The 16,886-nt window shown below is 71.3% G+C and carries 16 protein-coding genes; 12 read left to right on the forward strand and 4 right to left on the reverse strand.

The features are described 5' to 3' along the window. Positions 1-45: 45 nt before the first annotated feature. Positions 46-1,521, reverse strand: coding sequence for a methyl-accepting chemotaxis protein (locus MFF56_RS19105; protein ID WP_066921224.1), 1,476 nt, complete (start codon positions 1,519-1,521; stop codon positions 46-48). Between the two features lie 274 nt (positions 1,522-1,795). Here MFF56_RS19105 and MFF56_RS19110 point away from each other — a divergent pair, with 274 nt between their 5' ends. The 3 genes from MFF56_RS19110 to murC are packed head-to-tail and all read left to right on the forward strand — an operon-like array spanning position 1,796 to position 5,519. Continuing rightward, positions 1,796-2,962, forward strand: a complete 1,167-nt coding sequence (locus MFF56_RS19110) for an FtsW/RodA/SpoVE family cell cycle protein (RefSeq protein ID WP_066921223.1) — start codon at positions 1,796-1,798, stop codon at positions 2,960-2,962. Then, positions 2,959-4,068: an undecaprenyldiphospho-muramoylpentapeptide beta-N-acetylglucosaminyltransferase gene (murG, locus tag MFF56_RS19115; protein WP_066921221.1), complete on the forward strand. Its 1,110-nt coding sequence runs from the start codon at positions 2,959-2,961 to the stop codon at positions 4,066-4,068. The genes MFF56_RS19110 and murG overlap by 4 nt, the downstream gene beginning before the upstream one ends. A 44-nt stretch (positions 4,069-4,112) precedes the next feature. Further along, the gene (gene murC, locus MFF56_RS19120; RefSeq protein ID WP_066921219.1) at positions 4,113-5,519 is read left to right on the forward strand and encodes a UDP-N-acetylmuramate--L-alanine ligase; all 1,407 of its coding nucleotides are present in this window, start codon (positions 4,113-4,115) and stop codon (positions 5,517-5,519) included. Positions 5,520-5,535: 16 nt separating this feature from the next. Here the strand turns inward: murC and MFF56_RS19125 are convergent, their stop codons facing one another. After that, positions 5,536-5,919: a helix-turn-helix domain-containing protein gene (locus MFF56_RS19125; RefSeq protein ID WP_066921218.1), complete on the reverse strand. Its 384-nt coding sequence runs from the start codon at positions 5,917-5,919 to the stop codon at positions 5,536-5,538. Between the two features lie 10 nt (positions 5,920-5,929). Then, positions 5,930-6,199: a type II toxin-antitoxin system RelE family toxin gene (locus MFF56_RS19130; protein ID WP_238230586.1), complete on the reverse strand. Its 270-nt coding sequence runs from the start codon at positions 6,197-6,199 to the stop codon at positions 5,930-5,932. A gap of 49 nt (positions 6,200-6,248) precedes the next feature. Between MFF56_RS19130 and murB the strand changes: the two genes are divergently transcribed. From murB to MFF56_RS19175, 9 genes are all read left to right on the forward strand, one after another. Then, positions 6,249-7,181: a UDP-N-acetylmuramate dehydrogenase gene (gene murB / locus MFF56_RS19135; protein WP_066921216.1), complete on the forward strand. Its 933-nt coding sequence runs from the start codon at positions 6,249-6,251 to the stop codon at positions 7,179-7,181. A 33-nt stretch (positions 7,182-7,214) separates the two neighbouring features. Continuing rightward, the gene (locus MFF56_RS19140; RefSeq protein ID WP_066921214.1) at positions 7,215-7,442 is read left to right on the forward strand and encodes an AbrB/MazE/SpoVT family DNA-binding domain-containing protein; all 228 of its coding nucleotides are present in this window, start codon (positions 7,215-7,217) and stop codon (positions 7,440-7,442) included. Further along, on the forward strand, positions 7,429-7,782 hold the full coding sequence (locus tag MFF56_RS19145; RefSeq protein ID WP_066921212.1) for a type II toxin-antitoxin system PemK/MazF family toxin: 354 nt from the start codon (positions 7,429-7,431) through the stop codon (positions 7,780-7,782). Before MFF56_RS19140 ends, MFF56_RS19145 begins: the two co-directional genes overlap by 14 nt. A 35-nt stretch (positions 7,783-7,817) precedes the next feature. Beyond that, entirely contained in the window at positions 7,818-8,741 is a 924-nt protein-coding gene (locus tag MFF56_RS19150) for a D-alanine--D-alanine ligase (protein WP_238230588.1), read from the forward strand. Continuing rightward, complete coding sequence (locus tag MFF56_RS19155; protein WP_238230589.1) at positions 8,708-9,634, forward strand: cell division protein FtsQ/DivIB; 927 nt, start codon at positions 8,708-8,710, stop codon at positions 9,632-9,634. Before MFF56_RS19150 ends, MFF56_RS19155 begins: the two co-directional genes overlap by 34 nt. A 56-nt stretch (positions 9,635-9,690) precedes the next feature. Continuing rightward, on the forward strand, positions 9,691-11,013 hold the full coding sequence (gene ftsA / locus MFF56_RS19160; protein WP_066918156.1) for a cell division protein FtsA: 1,323 nt from the start codon (positions 9,691-9,693) through the stop codon (positions 11,011-11,013). 96 nt (positions 11,014-11,109) lie between these two features. After that, positions 11,110-12,876 carry a cell division protein FtsZ gene (gene ftsZ / locus MFF56_RS19165; protein WP_066918158.1) on the forward strand — a complete coding sequence of 589 codons (1,767 nt, stop codon included), beginning with the start codon at positions 11,110-11,112 and terminating at the stop codon, positions 12,874-12,876. 396 nt (positions 12,877-13,272) lie between these two features. Further along, complete coding sequence (gene lpxC / locus MFF56_RS19170) at positions 13,273-14,214, forward strand: UDP-3-O-acyl-N-acetylglucosamine deacetylase (RefSeq protein WP_066918160.1); 942 nt, start codon at positions 13,273-13,275, stop codon at positions 14,212-14,214. 263 nt (positions 14,215-14,477) lie between these two features. After that, entirely contained in the window at positions 14,478-15,335 is an 858-nt protein-coding gene (locus MFF56_RS19175) for an outer membrane protein assembly factor BamD (RefSeq protein ID WP_066918176.1), read from the forward strand. Positions 15,336-15,371: 36 nt separating this feature from the next. On the opposite strand, the gene MFF56_RS19180 is transcribed toward MFF56_RS19175, so the two are convergent. Further along, a complete protein-coding gene (locus tag MFF56_RS19180; RefSeq protein ID WP_066918162.1) occupies positions 15,372-16,808 on the reverse strand; it encodes a beta-1,6-N-acetylglucosaminyltransferase in 1,437 nt (478 codons plus the stop codon). Between the last annotated feature and the right edge of the window lie 78 nt (positions 16,809-16,886).

Consider the following 16,886-nt stretch of genomic DNA (forward strand, 5'->3'; position numbering starts at 1 on the left):
GATCCGTGACCGCGGCAGCCTCCGCGGACTGAAGGTCCGTCGTCGCTACCGCGCCAGCACCTTGGCGGCGTCCCGCGTGGTGTTCACCGCCGCCGAGACCTGATCCACCGCTGCGGCGATCGAGCCGATGCTGCCGGTGATCGAGGTGACGGCGCCGGCCGCGCTCTGCATGTTCTCGGCGAGGTCGCGCGTCACCGCGCTCTGCTCCTCGATCGCCGCGGCGGTCGCCACCACGGTCTCGCGCATCACCGAGACCGAGCCGCGGATCGAGCCCAGCGCCCCCACCACCTCCTGCGAGACCGCCTGCACGTTGCCGATCTCGGCGTTGATCTGCTCCGTCGCCCGCGCGGCCTGGTCGGCCAGCGCCTTGACCTCGCTGGCCACCACCGCGAAGCCGCGGCCCGCCTCGCCGGCGCGGGCCGCCTCGATCGTCGCGTTGAGCGCCAGGAGATTGATCTGCCCGGCGATCGTCTGGATCAACCCGACGATGCCCGTCATCGCGGCGGCCGTCTCGGCGAGCCGCTTGGTGTAGCCGTCCGCCGCCTGGACGCAGGCGTAGGCGTTGTCGGTGGCCCCTTGCGAGCGCACGATGCTCTGCGACATCTCGCTCACCGAGGCCGCCAGCTCCTCGGCGGCGGCCGCCACCGTCTGCACGTTGCCCGAGGTCGTGTGGGCGGCCCGCGTCGCGGTCGAGGCTGCCGTGCTCGAATGCGTGACGGCGCTCTCGATCTCGCCGAAGTTCTTGTCGATCAGCGTGCGCAGGCTCCCCAGAAGGCGGACCTGCTCGGTGATGTCGGTGGCGAACTTCACCACCTTGTAGGGCCGGCCCGACGCGTCGAGGATCGGGTTGTAGACCGCCTGGATCCAGATCTCGCGGCCGCCCTTGCCGAGGCGCCGGAACTGCGCGCTCTGGTAGGCGCCGCTGCGCAGGCTCGCCCAGAACGCCGCATAGTCCGGGCTCGTGCGCTCGCGTGGATCGACGAAGATGCTGTGGTGGCGCCCCACGACCTCGTCCCTGTCATACCCGACGGCGGCCAGGAAGTTGTCGTTGGCGTCGAGGATCGTGCCGTCGAGATCGAAGGCGATCACCGCCTGCGCCTTGCGGATCGCGGCGATCTGCCCGGCGCGGTCGGCGTCCTCCTGCTTCTGCCGCGTGATGTCGGTAGCGAACTTCACCACGCCGTAGGGCCGGCCGTCGCGGCCGATCAGCGGGTTGTAGGACGCCTCGATCCAGACCTCGCGGCCGTCCTTCGTGATCCGCCGGAACTGCGCCGCCTCGAAGGTCCCGTCGCGCAGCCGCTGCCAGAAGGCCCTGTACTCGGGCGAGGTGCGGTGTGCGGGCTCCACGAAGATCTCGTGGTGCCGCCCCGCGATCTCCGGCAGGGTGTAGCCCATCAGCGCCAGGAAGTTCTCGTTCGCCGAGAGGACGCGACCGTCGAGATCGAACTCGATCACGGCCTGCACCCGGTCGAGGGCGGCGAGCTTGGCGCGGGCCTGCAGGGTCTTTCGGGCAGCGAACATGGGCCGTCTTCTCGCAGATCTGAGACGACGCCGGAGCGGGAACGGGAGGCCTGCCGCACGGCGGTTGGCCGACGCCGCGTCGGCCAAACCCAAGGTTGCATCAGATTCTTAACATGGAATGCAACGTGCGGGCTCGCACGCGGGATAACCGTTACGTGCGGCCCCGGTCCCCCAAGTGTCCGGGCCAGGTTCCCTAAGGATGCGTTTACCATTCCGGCACAGGATCCCCCGTGGCCCGCAGCCCGTCCAGCGCGCCCAGGAGTCCTCGCCCGCCATGATGTCCCGCGCGGAACGCACGCCCCTCACGGACTGGTGGTGGACGGTCGATCGCGGCCTGCTCGCGGCGCTCGGCGCCCTGATGGTGGCCGGCCTCGTCTTCCTGATGGGCGGCGGCCCGCCGGTGGCCGAGCGCATCGGCCTGCCGACCTTCTACTTCCTCAACCGGCAGGCGATGTACCTTGCCCCCACGGTCCTGCTGATCGTGGCGGTCTCGTTCCTGAGCTTGCGCGGCGTGCGCCGCCTCGCGCTGATCACCTGGGGTCTCGGCGTGGTGCTCTGCCTGCTCGCGAGCAAGTTCGGGCCCGAGATCAAGGGCGCGCACCGCTGGATCCAGTTCGGCTCCTTCGGCCTGCAGCCCTCCGAGTTCGTGAAGCCCTCCTTCGTGGTGGTGGCGGCCTGGGCCTTCTCGGAGGGCGCGCAGCGGCGCGACATGCCGGGCGGCACGCTCGGCATGCTGCTCCTGCCGGTCACCATCGTGCCGCTGCTGCTGCAGCCCGATTTCGGGCAGACCATGCTGATCACGCTGGTCTGGTCGACGCTGTTCTTCGTGGCCGGCCTGCACCTGATCTGGGTCGCGGCGATCGGCATCGCGGGCATGTTCGGGGTGTTTGCCGCCTACACCTTCTTCCACCACGTGCGCGAGCGCATCGAGCGCTTCCTCGACAAGGATTCGGGCGACAGCTTCCAGGTCTACTGGTCGCAGCAATCCTTCTGGTCGGGCGGCTGGTTCGGCACCGGCCCCGGCGAGGGGGTGGCCAAGCGCCACCTGCCCGATGCACATACCGACTTCATCTTCTCGGTCACCGGTGAGGAATTCGGCGTGCTGGTCTGCCTCGGCCTCGTGGCGCTCTTCGCCTACATCGTGCTGCGCGGCCTCAAGCTCGCGCGCCGCACCGACGACACGTTCACGCGGCTGGCCATCACGGGGCTGACCACCCTGTTCGGCCTGCAGGCCTGCATCAACATGGCGGTGAACACCCAGCTGATGCCCGCCAAGGGCATGACGCTGCCCTTCGTCTCCTACGGCGGCTCCTCGCTGATCTCGCTCGCGCTCGGCATGGGCTTCCTGATCGCGCTGACCCGCAAGCGCCCGCGCTCGACCATGCTCAGCCAGAAGCCGCCCGGCACCGCGCCCGCCACCGTCGCCGGGGTGATGCGGTGACGGTCTTCACCCCCACGATCCTGCTCTGCGCAGGGGGGACCGGCGGCCACCTCTTCCCCGCCGAGAGCCTCGCCCACGCGCTGCGCGCCCGCGGCATCCGGGTGGCGCTCGCCACCGACGCGCGCGTCGAGGGGCTGAAAGGCGAGTTCCCGGCCTCCGAGATCGTCACCATCCCCTCGGCGACGCCGTCCGGCCGCAACCTCGTCAAGCGGGCGGGTGCCGTGCTGACGCTGGGGCGCGGCTTCGGCATCGCCGCGAAGGAGGTGAAACGGCTGAACCCGGCCGCCGTCGTCGGCTTCGGCGGCTACCCGACCGTGCCGCCGATGCTGGCCGCCCAGATCCTGCGCGTGCCCACGATCCTGCACGAGCAGAACGCCGTGATGGGCCGGGCCAACGCGTTCCTGGCCAGGGGCGCCCGCACCATCGCGACGGGGTTCAAGGAGGTGCGCGGTGTGCCCGACAAGGCGACCGCGCCGCGCATCCATACCGGCAATCCGCTGCGCCCCGCGGTGATCGAGGCCGCGACGGTGCCCTATCCGGCCCTCGGCCCCGACGATCTCTTCCACCTCCTCGTCTTCGGCGGCAGCCAGGGCGCCCGGGTGATGGGCGAGGTGGTGCCGAGGGCGCTCGCCCAGTTGCCGGCGGATCTGCGCGCCCGCCTGTACCTCGTGCAGCAGGTGCGGCCCGAGGACCTGACCGCGGTCCAGAACGACTATCTCGCGATGGGGCTCAGGGGCCTCGAGGCTGCGCCCTTCTTCAAGGACCTGCCGGGCCGCATGGCCGCGAGCCATCTCGTGGTCTCGCGCTCGGGCGCCTCGACGGTCTCGGAACTCGCAGCCATCGGCCGCCCGTCGATCCTCGTGCCGCTGCCCGGAGCGCTCGACCAGGACCAGGCGGCGAACGCGGAGACGCTCGGCCGGATCGGCGCGGCGCTCGCCCTGCCGCAGACCGCCTTCACGCCGGATCGGCTGACGGCGGAGCTCGTCGAGGCCTTCGAGAATCCCGAAAAATTGACCCGGGCGGCCGAGGCGGCCAAAAGCGCGGGCATTCACGACGCCGCCGAGCGGCTCGCCACGGTCGTCGTCGAGACGGCGGCCCGCACCTGATTCTCCCGGACTCTCACGGGTCCGCAGACACCACGGTTCGACCCATGAAGCTGCCCGACAAGCTCGGCCCCATCCACTTCATCGGCATCGGCGGCATCGGCATGTCCGGCATCGCCGAGGTGATGCACAATCTCGGCTACACGGTTCAGGGCTCGGACGCGAACGACAACGCGAACGTGCGCCGGCTCGCCGACCAGGGCATGCGCACCTTCGTGGGCCACGACGCCAGGAACGTCGAGGAGGCCGCCCTCGTCGTCGTTTCGACCGCGATCCGCCGCGACAACCCGGAGCTGCAGGCCGCCCGCGAGCGCCGCCTGCCGGTGGTGCGCCGCGCCGAGATGCTGGCCGAGTTGATGCGCTTCAAGTCCTGCGTGGCGATCGCCGGCACCCACGGCAAGACCACGACGACCTCGCTCGTCGCGACGCTGCTCGACGCCGGCAATCTCGACCCGACCGTCATCAACGGCGGCATCATCAATGCCTACGGCACCAACGCCCGCATGGGCGAGGGCGAGTGGATGGTGGTGGAGGCGGATGAATCCGACGGCACCTTCCTGAAGCTGCCCGCGGATGTCGCCATCGTCACCAACATCGACCCCGAGCACCTCGACCATTTCGGCTCGTTCGAGGCGGTGAAGGACGCCTTCCGGCGCTTCATCGACAACATCCCGTTCTACGGCTTCGCGGTGATGTGCATCGATCATCCCGTCGTGCAGGACCTCGTCGGCCATATCGAGGACCGGCGCATCATCACTTACGGCGAGAACCCGCAGGCCGACGTGCGCCTGATCGACGTGGACCTGCGCGGCGGCCAGAGCCGCTTCCGAGTGATGATCCGCGACCGCCGCCCGGGCTACCGGATGGAGATGGAGGATCTCGTCCTGCCGATGCCCGGCAAGCACAACGCGCTCAACGCCACCGCGGCGCTCGCCGTGGCGCACGAGCTCGGCGTGAAGCCCGAGGCGATCCGCCAGGCGCTCGCGGGCTTCGGCGGCGTCAAGCGGCGCTTCACCCGCACGGGCGAGTGGAACGGCGCGGCGATCTTCGACGATTACGGGCACCATCCGGTTGAGATCAAGGCGGTGCTCAAGGCAGCCCGCGCCTCGACGGATGCGGGCGTGATCGCGATCGTGCAGCCGCACCGCTACTCGCGGCTGCAGTCGCTGTTCGACGATTTCTGCACCTGCTTCAACGACGCCGACACGGTGATCGTCGCCCCCGTCTACGCGGCGGGCGAGCAGCCGATCGAGGGCATCGACCGCGATGGGCTGGTCGCGGGCCTGCGCTCCCGCGGCCACCGCGACGCGCGGGCGCTGGAGCGACCGGAGGATCTGGCCGGCATCGTCGCGGAGCTCGCCAAGCCCGGCGACTACGTGGTGTGCCTGGGCGCCGGCAACATCACCCAGTGGGCCTACGCGCTGCCGGGCGAGCTCGCCGCGCGGAAGCGGTGAGGGGGATGCGCGCCGCTCAGGCCGCCTCCGGCACGAGGTCCTCGACGTCGACGTCGAGGACCCGTGCGAGCCGCTCGTAGATCGCGGGCTCGGCCGTGCCTACGCCCCGCTCCAGAGCCGAGATCTCGTCCTCGTCGAGGGCGCATACCTGCGCCAGCCGGGCAACCGAGGCGCCACGGCGTGCCCGCCAGAAGGCGAGGGGGCTCGGCGCGGCACGCAGGGCGTCGAGGTCGGCCTCGCTCAGCAACTCCTCCGTGCCGGCCCGCAGCCGCTCCTGCGAAGCGTCCACGAGGCGAGCGTCCAGGGTGTCCTCCGCCAGTTCCCGCAGGCGCTCGAACTCGGCCTCCGGTAGGATTACGATCGCCTCGCCGGAGGGCGTCCTCGTTCTGACGATGGTCACAGGCGCAATCCTAATCGTAGATCGAGCCGCGCGGCCCGACCACGTGGACAATGATCCGATCCGGCTCGCTCGTGAAGACCGCGCGCCAGTCGCCGACACGCAGTCGGTAGCGCTCGCCCTCGCCCTTCAGGGCCCGAACGTTGTTGGCGAGGCTCGCCGGATCGTCGGCGTACTGCTTCAGCTTCCGGCGGATCAGATCCTCGCTGTCGCGCGGCATCCGGGTCAGGGCCCGTGCAGCGGCGCGGGTGAAGACAAGCTCCTTGCCCATTCCGGCGCTCATTCCGCCGCGCTCCCCTCACGCAACCGGTTCGGCCGGCGCGAAGCATAGCATGACCACACAGCTCCACGATTCCATCCGCGCCGCGGCGCCCGGCCTGCGCGGTCGCCTGCTGGCGAACCAGCCGCTCGCCGACCTCACGTGGTTCCGCGTCGGCGGACCGGCCGAGGTTCTATTCACGCCGGCGGACGAGGAAGACCTCGCCCGACTGCTCGCCGTCCTCGACCCGGCCGTGCCGGTGACCGTGATCGGCCTCGGCTCGAATCTCATCGTGCGCGACGGTGGCGTGCCGGGCGTGGTGGTGCGCCTCGGCGGCCGGGCCTTCGGCGGGATCGACATCGACGGCGACAGGCTGCGCGTCGGCACCGCCGTGCCCGACATGCGGCTCGCCAAGGCCGCGGCCGAGGCCGGGCTCGACGGGCTCGCCTTCTTCCGCGGCATCCCGGGCTCGGTCGGGGGGGCGCTGCGCATGAACGCGGGAGCCCACGGCGGCGAGACCACCGACGTGCTGGTCGAGGCAAGGGGCGTCGATCGCCGGGGCAACCTGCGTAGCTTCACCCATGCCGAGATGGGCTTCACCTATCGGCACAGCACGGCGCCCGAGGACGTGATCTTCACGAGCGCCCTGTTCCGCGGCCGACCGGGCGAGCGCACCGCGATCGAGGCCGAGATGGACCGGGTCACCGCCGCGCGCGAGGCCGCCCAGCCGATCCGCGAGCGGACCGGCGGCTCGACCTTCAAGAACCCGCCCGGGGCCAAGGCCTGGCAGCTCGTCGACCAGGCCGGCTGCCGGGGCCTCGCGCTCGGCGGCGCGCAGGTCAGCGAGATGCACTGCAACTTCCTGATCAACCGCGACAACGCCAGCGCGGCCGACATCGAGGCGCTCGGCGAGGAGGTCCGCCGCCGCGTGCGCGAGACCTCGGGCGTCGAGCTGCACTGGGAGATCAAGCGGATCGGCATCGACGCCCCGATTGGTAAGGCGTAAGACGTAAGGCGCGTTCAGCTACGGGAGTGGGCGGTGAGCGGGACGGCCAAGGCCTACTCGAAGGTGTCGGTGAAGAGCCAGACCGTGATCCCCGCGGAGGTGCGCGAGCGCCTGGACCTCCGCCCGGGCGACCGCCTCCGTTATCTCCTCACGCCGCGCGGCGTCCTGATCGAGAAGGCGCCCCCCGAGGGTGAGGATCCGCTGGTCGCCTTCACCGAGTGGGCTGGCCCGATCGACGACGAAGACTATGCCGACCTCTGAGCCCGCACTCGGCGCGGGGGCCGTCGTGATCATCCCGTTTCCCTACGCGGATCGCTTGGCGGAGAAGCGGCGACCCGCGGTCGTGATCTCGAACGCGTCCGTCGCGGCGGCGGGCTTCGTCTGGATCGCCATGATCACGAGCGCGCGCAACGCGCCGATGGCGGACGACCTGCCGATCGCGGATCTGGCCCGCGCCGGGCTTGCCAAGCCGTCGGTGGTGCGCCCGCTGAAGATCGCCTGCATCGACGGATCGCGGGTCGTCCGGCGGGCCGGCGACCTCGATCCCGCCGCCGCCGAGCATCTGTTCGACCGCGTCCGCTCGCTGATCGGCCGCGCCTGAGATCCTTTCCGAGACCCGAAGCACGAGGTGCCCCCATGCCCAAGCACGTCGCCGTCCTCATGGGAGGCACCTCCAGCGAGCGCGTCGTCTCGCTCAGTTCCGGCAACGCCTGCGCGGGGGCGCTGGAAGGCGAGGGCTACCGCGTCACCCGCGTCGATGTCGGGGCCGACATCGCCGCCGTGCTCGCGGATCTTCGCCCGGACGTCGCCTTCAACGCCCTGCACGGCCCGGCCGGCGAGGACGGCACGATCCAGGGCCTGCTGGAGATCCTGAAGATCCCCTACACGCATTCCGGCGTGCTGGCCTCGGCGCTCGCCATGCACAAGGAGCGTGCCAAAGTGGTCATGCGGGCGGCCGGCGTCGCCGTGCCGGAGGGCCGCGTCGTTAACCGTCACGTGGCCGCCAAGTCACACCCTTTGCCGCCTCCCTACGTCGTGAAGCCGGTCTCGGAGGGCTCCTCGGTCGGCGTCATCATCGTGCGCGACGGACGCTCGCACCCGCCCCAGATCCTGGCCTCGGACGCGTGGACCTACGGAGAGGAAGTCCTTGCGGAGACTTACATTGCGGGCCGCGAGCTGACCTGCGCGGTGATGGGCGACCGGGCCCTCGGGGTCATCGAGATCAAGCCCGCATCGGGCGAGTGGTACGACTTCGACGCCAAGTACGCCGAGGGGGGGTCGATCCACGTCCTCCCGGCGGAGCTTAAACCAAATGTTTACCAGCGTGTCCAAGAGTTGGCGTTAACGGCGCATCAAGCACTGGGCTGCCGGGGCGTCAGCCGTGCGGACCTTCGCTACGACGATACACCGGGAGGCACCGGTGCCCTCGTCGTGCTCGAGGTCAACACGCAACCCGGTATGACCCAGACGAGCCTTGTGCCGGAGTTGGCGGCCCATGCGGGCTACGGATTCGGTGAGCTCGTCCGATGGATGGTGGAGGACGCTTCTCTGGGCCGCTGAGCCCCGCCGGCCCCGCCGCGGGACCGGTCGCGCGGCTGGCCGCGCGCCTCCTGCGCCGCTCGCCCTTCCGCAGCCTCCGCCCCCGGCTCCCGATCGAGCACCGCCTCCCCCGCGGCGTCGGCGCCGTCGGGCTCTCCGCGGCCTGCGCCGGCCTCGCGCTCGCCGGCTTCGTCGCGAGCGGCCGCTACGACGCCTTCGTGGCCGAGCAGGGCCGCCCCCTGGACATCGCCGCCCGCATCGCCGGGTTCGGCGTCGAGCGCGTCACCATCTCGGGCATCTCGCGCATGTACGAGCGGGAGGTGCTGACCGCGGCCGGCATCGACTGGCGCTCCTCCGTGCCCTTCCTCGACGTCGCCGAGGTGCGCGAGAAGCTGCTGCGCGTGCCGCTGATCGCCTCGGCCTCGGTCCGCAAGATCTACCCGAACGAGATCGTCATCACGCAGGTCGAGCGGGAGCCCGCCGCGCTCTGGCAGAAGAACGGCGAGGTCAGCGTGATCGCCGCCGACGGCACCGTGATCGACACGATGCGGGACGACCGCTACGCCAGCCTGCCGCTCGTCGTGGGCGAGGGCGCCAACGAGCGGCTCGCCGAATATCTCGGCCTGATCCAGGCCGCGGGCAGCCTCGGCGAGCGCGTCCGGGCCGGCACCTACGTCTCGGGCCGGCGCTGGACGCTGAAACTCGACGGCGTCGACATCCGCCTGCCCGAGGCCGACCCGGCCGCGGCGCTGGCCCGCCTCGTCGCCCTGCAGCGCGGCGAGCGGCTCCTCGACAAGGACATCATCGCGGTCGACCTCCGGATGCCGGACCGCGTGGTGGTCCGGCTGACCGAGGAGGCCGCCGCCGCCCGCGCCGAGGCGCAGAAGAAGACCAAGAAGGGGACGGCCTCGTGAGCGCGCCCGCCCGTTCTTCCACCCCTCTCGTCGTTCCTGTCGCCCGGTAGCGTTCGATGCACAGCCAGCACGGCCTCACGCCCCGACTGAAGCCGCTCTCGGCGCGCCGCGCCGCGACGCTCTCGGTGCTGGATATCGGCACCAGCAAGGTCGTCTGCCTCATCGCCGAGCTGCAGCCCGCCGAGGCGATGTCGACGCTCCGCGGCCGCACCCACCTCGCGCGCATCATCGGCATCGGCCACCAGCGCTCGCTCGGACTCAAGGGCGGCGCCATCGTGGACTTGGAGGCCGCCGAGGGCGCGATCCGGCAGGCCGTGCACGCGGCCGAGCGGATGGCCAAGGTCGAGGTCCAGTCCGTCATCGTGAACATGTCGGGCGGGCGCCTCGCCTCGCAGCACTTCCAGGCGCGGGTGAACGTCCGCACCGGCACCGTCACGGGCTCGGACGTCGAGCGCGTGCTCGAGACCGCGAGCGCCCACGGCGTCAGCCCCGGCCGGGCCGTGCTCCACGCCCTGCCGACCGGCTACGCGCTGGACGGCCAGGGCGCGGTGATCGACCCCTCCGGCATGATCGGCGAGGCGCTCGGCGTGGATCTCCACGTCGTCACCGCGGAGGCCGCGGCCGCCCGCAACGTGATGCTGGCGGTCGAGCACTGCCATCTGGGCGTCGAGGCGGTGATCGCCACGCCCTACGCGGCCGGCCTCTCGGCGCTCGTCGACGACGAGGCCGAGATGGGCGTCTGCGTCATCGACATGGGCGGCGGCACCACGAGCTTCGGCGTGTTCCAGGGCGGCCACCTCGTCCACACCGACGCGGTCGCGGTCGGCGGCCACCACGTCACCATGGACATCGCCCGCGGCCTCTCCACCCGGGTCGCGGCGGCCGAGCGGCTGAAGACGCTCTACGGCTCGGCCATCGCCACCCCGTCGGACGAGCGCGACATGATCGCGGTCCACGGCGTCGGCGAGGACGAGGGCGACGCGCCGGCCCACGTGCCGCGCTCCCAGCTCGTGCGGATCATCAAGCCGCGCGTCGAGGAGGTGGTCGAGCTGGTGCGCGACCGCCTGCGCAACGCGGGCTTCGCCGCCCAGGCCGGGCGCCGCGTGGTGCTCACCGGCGGGGCGAGCCAGCTCGTGGGCCTGCCCGAGGTGGCGCGCCGGGTGATGCAGGGCCAGGTCCGCATCGGCCGCCCGCTCGGCATCCGCGGCCTGCCCGAGGCCGCCAAGGGCCCGGCCTTCTCGGCCGCGGTCGGCCTGCTGGTCTACCCGCAGGTCGCCCATGCCGAGCACTTCGAGCCGCGCGGGCACAGCGCCTTCGCGCGGACCGGCACCGACGGGTATTTCGGCCGCATGGTCGAGTGGATCCGCGGCGGCTTCTGAGGTTTCGGCGGCCCGCCCCGGCGGTCCGCGAAAGAACGAGAAAACTCCGGCGTCTAGGCGCCCCAGCAATCCCAAGTTCACGAGAGGCTCGACACCATGGCCATTTCCCTCCAGGCCCCCGACATCCGCGAACTCAAGCCCCGCATCACCGTGTTCGGCGTCGGCGGCGCCGGCGGCAACGCCGTCAACAACATGATCGAGTCGGGTCTCCTCGGCTGCGAGTTCGTGGTCGCCAACACGGATGCGCAGGCGCTGACCTCCTCGAAGGCCGAGCGCGTGATCCAGATGGGCCTCGGCGTGACGCAGGGGCTGGGCGCCGGCTCGCACCCGGAGGTCGGCTCGGCCGCCGCCGACGAGGTGATCGACGAGATCCGCGACCAGCTCTCGGGCGCCCACATGTGCTTCATCACCGCCGGCATGGGCGGCGGCACCGGCACCGGCGCCGCCCCCGTCATCGCCCGCGCCGCGCGCGACATGGGCATCCTGACGGTCGGCGTCGTGACCAAGCCCTTCCAGTTCGAGGGCGTGCGCCGGATGCGCACGGCCGAGGCCGGCATCCAGGAGCTCCAGGCCTCCGTCGACACGCTCATCGTGATCCCGAACCAGAACCTGTTCCGGGTCGCCAACGAGAAGACCACCTTCGCGGACGCCTTCGCGATGGCCGACCAGGTGCTCTACTCGGGCGTCGCCTGCATCACCGACCTGATGGTGAAGGAGGGCCTGATCAACCTCGACTTCGCCGACGTGCGGGCGATCATGCGCGGCATGGGCAAGGCCATGATGGGCACGGGCGAGGCGTCGGGCGAGAAGCGCGCCAACCGCGCCGCCGAGGCCGCGATCGCCAACCCGCTCCTCGACGACGTCTCGATGAAGGGCGCGCGCGGCCTGCTGATCTCGATCACCGGCGGCTCGGACCTCACCCTGTACGAGCTCGACGAGGCCGCCACCCGCATCCGCGAGGAGGTCGATCAGGACGCCAACATCATCCTGGGCGCGACCTTCGACGAGAGCCTCGACGGCATCATCCGCGTGTCGGTGGTCGCCACCGGTATCGAGCCGGCGCTGATCTCGGCGAACTCGCCCAACAACCCGGCCATCGCCGAGACCGAGCAGCGCATCGCCGAGGTCGCCGAGCGCCTGCGCTCCGAGGCCCGCTCGCGGGCCGCCGCGGTGCACAGCGCCGCCATCCAGGCCCCGCCCGCGATCCGCACCGAGGCCCCGGCCCCGGTCGCCCAGGCTCCTGTCGCCCAGGCTCCCGCCGCCCTCGCGCCGCAGCCCGAGCCGGCCCCGGTCATGCGCGACGACGTCCTGCTGACCCAGGCCGCGCCGCGCGCCGCCGCCGCCTTCGTGCCGCCGCCGGCCGCCGCGCCGCAGCAGCCCGAGTTGCCGCAGCATCACGCCGGCCCGTTCGTGCCGCCGCGGCCGGCCGCGCCGGCCTCGGCCCCGCTCGCCCGCGCGCCCCGCATGCCGCAGATCCACGAGCTGCCGCAGATCGCCCAGAACCAGATCATGGCGAGCCGCAGCGAGCCGGCGGCGGCGGAGCCCGCCGACGCCAAGCGCACCTCGCTGCTGCGCCGCCTCGCCACGGTCGGCTTCGGCGGACGCCGCGAGGAGGAGACGGCTCCGCGCGCCGCGGCGCCCCAGGCCCCGATGCCGGCCGCGCCGCGCGTCCAGGCCCCGCAGGGTCATAGCGTCCCGCAGGGTCATCAGGCTCCCCAGGGCCATCACGCCCCGCAGCAGGCTCCGGCCTACCGCGCGCCCCAGGGCAACCTCGACGCGCAGGGCCGCAGCCAGCCCGCCACGCGGATGATGGACGACGATCACCTGGAGATCCCGGCCTTCCTGCGCCGGCAGGCGAACTGATCCACGGCGGGCCCGTCCCCGGGCCCGCTCACCCGCTGGAACGACCGCGACGCCCGCCGCCCGAGAGGACCGGCGGGCGCTTGCATACCCGGCGGTGAGGTTTTCGCGTCACATTCGACCGGCCGATTTAGGTTGCCGTTAACCATTCGTTAACTGATTGGCACATCAAGCTCTTTTCCAAATTGCGGCAGAAGCGTGACTGTAACAGACGGTAAGAATCCGTGATTTGGCCCGGCAATCCGGCGTGGCTATAGAAAAATCAGGACCAACGAGCGGGCCGCACCGGCGCCAGCCGGCAGCGAACCCAGGGGCACCAAGCAGCGGACGGATCGAACGATGACGGGCCCTCGCGAGCGGCGGGGGATCCGGCGGCAGGTCACGGCCGAGGGCTCAGGAATGCGAACGAACCAACAGACAACCCTCAAGGGCCCGGTGACGCTCAACGGCGTCGGTGTCCACTCCGGCAACCCTGCCGAGATCACCCTCCGGCCGGCACCCGCCAACCACGGTATCGCCTTCCTCCGCACCGGAATGCCCTCGGGCAACGACCGGCTCATCAAAGCCCACCACGCCTGCGTCTCCGCCACCGAGCTGTGCACCGTCATCGGCGACGTCGAGTCGGGCGCGGTCGCCACCATCGAGCACCTGATGTCCGCCCTGTTCGGTCTGGGCGTGGACAACGCCCTGGTCGAGATCGACGGGCCCGAGATGCCGATCCTCGACGGCAGCGCTCTCCCCTTCGTCAAGGCGATCGACGCGGTCGGCGTGACGGGCTGCGGCGCGCCGCGCCGCTGGATCAAGGTGCTGCGCCCCGTCCGCATCGAGAACGGCAAGGCCTTCGCCGAACTCCGCCCGATCGACCGGGGCTTCCGCCTCGACGTCGAGATCGATTTCGAGAACCCCGTCATCGGCCGCAGCCGCAAGGCGATGGATCTCAGCCCCGCCGCCTACCGCCGCGAGATCGCGGGCGCGCGCACCTTCGGCATGATGAAGGACGTGCAGCGCTACTGGAAGGCCGGCTTCGCGCTCGGCGCCTCCCTGGAGAACACGGTCGCGGTCGGCGACACCGACGTGGTGAACCCGGAGGGCCTGCGCTTCCCCGACGAGTTCGTCCGCCACAAGATCCTCGACGCCGTGGGCGACCTCGCGCTGGCCGGCCTGCCGATCCAGGGCGCCTACCGCTCCTATTGCGGCGGCCACCGCATGAATGTCGGCGTGCTCGACGCCCTCTTCGCCGACCGCGCCAACTACGCCATCGTCGAGGCCGTCGGCACCCGCCGCGAGACCGCGCTCGCCGAGTTCGGCCTCGGCCTCGCGGCCTTCGCGGGCGAACTCTGATCCCCGACAAAGCCGTTGCCGGCAGGCCACAGCCGCGCGCCGATCGCGCGAGATCCCGTCCTGCCGCTTTCGCGCCCGAATCGAACGTCACGGTGAATCGTCCGTGACGGATTCTCATCCCAGGCTTGCCGCGCGAGCCCGGATGGTCGAGACCCGCTCGGCACAGATCGTGTAAGGCCGGACGGTCCGCGTCGAAGACGGGCCGCGCCTGTTCGGGGAAAGTATCGCAGATGCGCCTCATCACTCGGAACCGCGGCAGGGCGATGCCCGTGCTCGTGACCGCGCCCGTGATCGTCCTGGCCCTCGGCCTGGGCGGCTGCGATTTCGATCCGACCGGCATCTTCGCCGAGAAGTACAAGCCCGAGGTCATTCAGGACACGCCGGCTGACAAGCTCTACAGCGAGGGCCTGGCGAAGCTCGAGGACAGCGATTACGAGGGCGCGGTCAAGAAGTTCGACGCGCTCGACAAGCAGTATTCCTACTCCGACTGGTCTCGGAAGGCGCTTCTGATGACCGCCTTCTCGAACTACCAGGGCGCGAAGTACGACGACGCGATCAACGCCTCGAAGCGCTACCTTCAGCGCCACCCGGCGAGCAAGGACGCGGCCTACGCCCAGTACCTGATGGCGATGTCGCACTACAAGCAGATCCCGGACGTGACGCGCGACCAGGACCGCTCCGAGAAGGCGCTCGCCGCCCTGCAGGAGCTGGTGCAGCGCTACCCGACCTCGGAATACGCCACCGACGCCAAGGCCAAGATCCAGATCACCCGCGACCAGCTCGCCGGCAAGGAGATGGATGTCGGACGCTACTACCTCGAGAAGCGCAACTTCCCGGCGGCGATCAACCGCTTCCGCGACGTGGTGGCCAAGTACCAGACCACGCGCCACGCCGAAGAGGCCCTGATGCGCCTGACAGAGGCCTACATGGCGCTCGGTATCACGGGGGAGGCCCAGAATTCGGCGGCCGTGCTCGGCCACAACTTCCCGGACAGCCCCTGGTACAAGGATGCGCACGCGCTCCTCTCCAGCGGCGGCCTGGAGCCGCGCGAGGAGAAGTCCTCGTTCCTCAGCAAGATCTACAGCTCGGTGATGGGCCGCAAGACCGCCTCGGCGGAGTAGCCCGGCTCCACGATCCTGAGGCGACGGCCGGCCCGATCAGGCCGGCCGTTTGCTTTTGAGGATCCGGCGCAGGCTCCAGGCGAGGCTGCGGGCGCGCGCCGCCGCCTCCTGCCGCACCGCAGCGATACCCCGGACCGGTTCCGGCGCGGGCGTCATCGCGAGGCCCTCGGCGACGCGGATGTAGGTCTCGATCAGCCGCACGAGACCGATCACGCTGCCGTCCGGCGGCCGCGTCCAGAAGCCGTGCGCCGGGTCCTCCGGCACCAGGATCTCCCGCCGGAAATCGAATTCCGGCACGCGGACCCGCAGGAGCGGAGCGGGACGCCCGTAGAGCCGGCGCGGCGCGAAGTCGATCTCGGGCCGCTCGGCCTCCAGCAGCAGCACCCGGAAGTGCCGGAGATCCTGCGAGAGGATGCGCACGTCGATGCCGTCCGGGATCCGGGCCGTGCGGAAGCGCAGGCTGAAGGACGGGTTGCGCAGGCCGAAGCGGAGGTTCGGCAGGTCGGCCTGCACGCCGCGCCCGCGGCGTACCACGCGGCTGGCCACGCGCCGGGCCAGCGCCGTCCCCTCAGCATCCGGAGCCTCCGCGGCCGCTTCCAGCGGAGCGCCGATCCGCGCGGAGAGGTCGGCCTCGCTCATGGCGGCCCAGCCTTCGAGGATGTCCGCGACCGCCTGGGGCAGGTGGGCCGGGCGCTTGCGGATGAACAGCCGGTCGCCCGCGCGGGCCGCGCGGAAATCCTCGGCCCGGAAGGTCATGTCGGCATTGCCCGAGATGTGGGGCCAGGCCACGAAGGTGGTCTCGCGCGGCTCGATCCGGCCGGCGTGGCCCCCATCGGCCGCCAGCAGCGTCTGCAGCATGTTCTCGTCGGGGTGGACCGCCGCGCGCAGGCGCGCGGCTTCCGGCGCGGTCCGGGCCGCGGCCGCGAGATGGGCGCAGGCCTGCCGCGAGAGGATGAACCAGTTGCTGCCGTGGCGCAGGCGGGCGAGGAAGTCCGGGTCGGGTTCGACCGGCACGACCCCGAAGCTGCCGATACCGGGCAGCTCGCGGTAGTCCATGCTGAAGCGGTGGGCGATGTCCGCCTGCGAGCCCGGGTTCATCGCACCGAAGGGCGTCGCGTCGACGTAGGAGATTCCCGGCTCCAGCGCCGCCGCGAGACCGGCCTCGTCCCGCAGGCGGCAATGCTGCTCACTCAGCACCACGAGGTGCGACCAGTCCGGTCCGGCGCCGAGCGCATGGTCGATCGCCTCCAGGGTCGTGGCGACCTGCGAGTAGCCCGCCCAGGCGTAGTGCCGGCTCGGCAGCACCGCCACGTTCGGGAAGGCCTCGCCGAGGCGTCGCACCGTCTCGTGCAGGGCGGCGGGCGCCTTCGCGTCCACGTGGTAGAGCAGCCGGTGCTCCGGCCGGTAGAGCGTGCGGAACTGGTCGCGGACGCAGGCGACGGAGGCGTGGCAGGTGATGAAATAGGCCGTCATGGTCCCGTCCGGCCTCGCGGATCCGGCGCGCCGCGGCGCGAAGCCTGGCCGCCAGCCTTCTAGCGACAGGTTGCGGGG

Origin of the sequence: Methylobacterium hispanicum, from assembly GCF_022179285.1 — a bacterium.
GTDB classification, from domain to species: domain Bacteria; phylum Pseudomonadota; class Alphaproteobacteria; order Rhizobiales; family Beijerinckiaceae; genus Methylobacterium; species Methylobacterium hispanicum.

Coding starts and splice junctions, on each gene's coding strand:
- MFF56_RS19145 (WP_066921212.1), top strand. CDS start 7,429: ATGCCGACCTCTGAGCCCGCACTCGGCGCGGGGGCCGTCGTGATCATC.
- MFF56_RS19150 (WP_238230588.1), top strand. CDS start 7,818: ATGCCCAAGCACGTCGCCGTCCTCATGGGAGGCACCTCCAGCGAGCGC.
- MFF56_RS19155 (WP_238230589.1), top strand. CDS start 8,708: ATGGATGGTGGAGGACGCTTCTCTGGGCCGCTGAGCCCCGCCGGCCCC.
- ftsA (WP_066918156.1), top strand. CDS start 9,691: ATGCACAGCCAGCACGGCCTCACGCCCCGACTGAAGCCGCTCTCGGCG.
- MFF56_RS19110 (WP_066921223.1), top strand. CDS start 1,796: ATGATGTCCCGCGCGGAACGCACGCCCCTCACGGACTGGTGGTGGACG.
- murB (WP_066921216.1), top strand. CDS start 6,249: ATGACCACACAGCTCCACGATTCCATCCGCGCCGCGGCGCCCGGCCTG.
- MFF56_RS19175 (WP_066918176.1), top strand. CDS start 14,478: ATGCCCGTGCTCGTGACCGCGCCCGTGATCGTCCTGGCCCTCGGCCTG.
- MFF56_RS19105 (WP_066921224.1), bottom strand. CDS start 1,521: ATGTTCGCTGCCCGAAAGACCCTGCAGGCCCGCGCCAAGCTCGCCGCC.
- lpxC (WP_066918160.1), top strand. CDS start 13,273: ATGCGAACGAACCAACAGACAACCCTCAAGGGCCCGGTGACGCTCAAC.
- MFF56_RS19180 (WP_066918162.1), bottom strand. CDS start 16,808: ATGACGGCCTATTTCATCACCTGCCACGCCTCCGTCGCCTGCGTCCGC.
- MFF56_RS19130 (WP_238230586.1), bottom strand. CDS start 6,199: ATGAGCGCCGGAATGGGCAAGGAGCTTGTCTTCACCCGCGCCGCTGCA.
- murC (WP_066921219.1), top strand. CDS start 4,113: ATGAAGCTGCCCGACAAGCTCGGCCCCATCCACTTCATCGGCATCGGC.
- ftsZ (WP_066918158.1), top strand. CDS start 11,110: ATGGCCATTTCCCTCCAGGCCCCCGACATCCGCGAACTCAAGCCCCGC.